Raw genomic sequence first — 1,594 nt, 5'->3', positions numbered from 1 at the left:
GGTTGTCGTCAGCTCGTGTCGTGAGATGTTGGGTTAAGTCCCGCAACGAGCGCAACCCTTGATCTTAGTTGCCAGCACTTCGGGTGGGCACTCTAAGGTGACTGCCGGTGACAAACCGGAGGAAGGTGGGGATGACGTCAAATCATCATGCCCCTTATGACCTGGGCTACACACGTACTACAATGGCCGGTACAACGGGCAGTGAAACCGCGAGGTGGAACGAATCCTAAAAAGCCGGTCTCAGTTCGGATTGCAGGCTGCAACTCGCCTGCATGAAGTCGGAATTGCTAGTAATCGCGGATCAGCATGCCGCGGTGAATACGTTCCCGGGTCTTGTACACACCGCCCGTCACACCACGAGAGTTTATAACACCCGAAGTCGGTGGGGTAACCGCAAGGAGCCAGCCGCCGAAGGTGGGATAGATGATTGGGGTGAAGTCGTAACAAGGTAGCCGTATCGGAAGGTGCGGCTGGATCACCTCCTTTCTATGGAGAATCGTTTCCCGCGTGGAAACATTCAAAACCGCAGCTTAGCTGCAAAACTACTCACTCGTTGCTCAGTTTTGAGAGCTCAAACTCTCAAACGTTTGGTGGCGATAGCGAAGGGGTTCCACACGTTCCCATCCCGAACACGACCGTTAAGCCCTTCAGCGTCGATGGTACTTGGACCGCAGGGTCCTGGGAGAGTAGAACGCCGCCAAGCGTAAACCCATTACGGGTTTCAATATGATATATAATGTGGGCCCTTAGCTCAGTTGGTTAGAGCGCACCTCTGATAAGGGTGAGGCCGGTGGTTCGAGTCCACCAGGGCCCACCATGTATACCTTAAAATCTAATATGGGGCCATAGCTCAGCTGGGAGAGCGCCTGCCTTGCAAGCAGGAGGTCAGCGGTTCGATCCCGCTTGGCTCCACCAACAAGATTTTACAAGCTTGTTCTTTGAAAACTAGATATCGAAACGAAATTTTGCGATTTAGAACATTCCTTTTTAAGCTGAACTTGTGTTAAAACAAGTTTCAATAAATAGTGAAAACTGCATGAGCGAGTGATCGAAATGGAGCGACTTTTGGCTTTGGACGCAGTCCAAAACAAGCGGAGCGACAGCTCGAACACGAGCGAGTTGGTTAAGCTACTAAGAGCACACGGAGGATGCCTAGGCGCTAGGAGCCGATGAAGGACGTGGCGAACAACGAAACTGCCTCGGGGAGCTGTAAGCAAGCTTTGATCCGGGGGTGTCCGAATGGGGAAACCCAGCTGGGGTAATTTCCAGTTACTCACAACTGAATACATAGGTTGTGTAGAGGCATACCAAGGGAACTGAAACATCTAAGTACCTTGAGGAAGAGAAAACAATAGTGATTCCGTCAGTAGCGGCGAGCGAACGCGGAGAAGCCCAAACCAGAGAGCTTGCTCTTTGGGGTTGTGGGACGTCTCACATGGAGTTACAAAGGAACCGGTTAAGTGAAGAGGTCTGGAAAGGCCCGCCAAAGAAGGTAAAAGCCCTGTAATTGAAAGTTGGTTCCCTCCGAGACGGATCCCGAGTAGTGCGGGGCACGTGAAACCCCGTATGAATCCGGCAGGACCATCTGCCAAGG

General features: G+C 52.0%; 2 tRNA genes and 3 rRNA genes. All 5 read left to right on the top strand.

Annotated features, from left to right (window positions below):
• Window positions 1-486, top strand: a 16S ribosomal RNA gene (locus P5G61_RS31790); the annotation flags it as partial.
• Window positions 487-586: 100 nt separating this feature from the next.
• Window positions 587-703, top strand: a 5S ribosomal RNA gene (gene rrf, locus P5G61_RS31785).
• A 37-nt stretch (window positions 704-740) separates the two neighbouring features.
• A tRNA-Ile gene (locus tag P5G61_RS31780) sits at window positions 741-817 on the top strand.
• Between the two features lie 22 nt (window positions 818-839).
• Window positions 840-915 (top strand) — tRNA-Ala (locus P5G61_RS31775).
• 206 nt (window positions 916-1,121) lie between these two features.
• Window positions 1,122-1,594 (top strand): 23S ribosomal RNA (locus P5G61_RS31770); the annotation flags it as partial.

This window comes from Paenibacillus vandeheii (assembly GCF_030433635.1).
GTDB lineage: Bacteria > Bacillota > Bacilli > Paenibacillales > Paenibacillaceae > Paenibacillus > Paenibacillus vandeheii.
The sequence above is the reverse complement of the archived record's forward strand: the minus strand, read 5'-3'. Positions and strand labels throughout refer to the sequence as shown.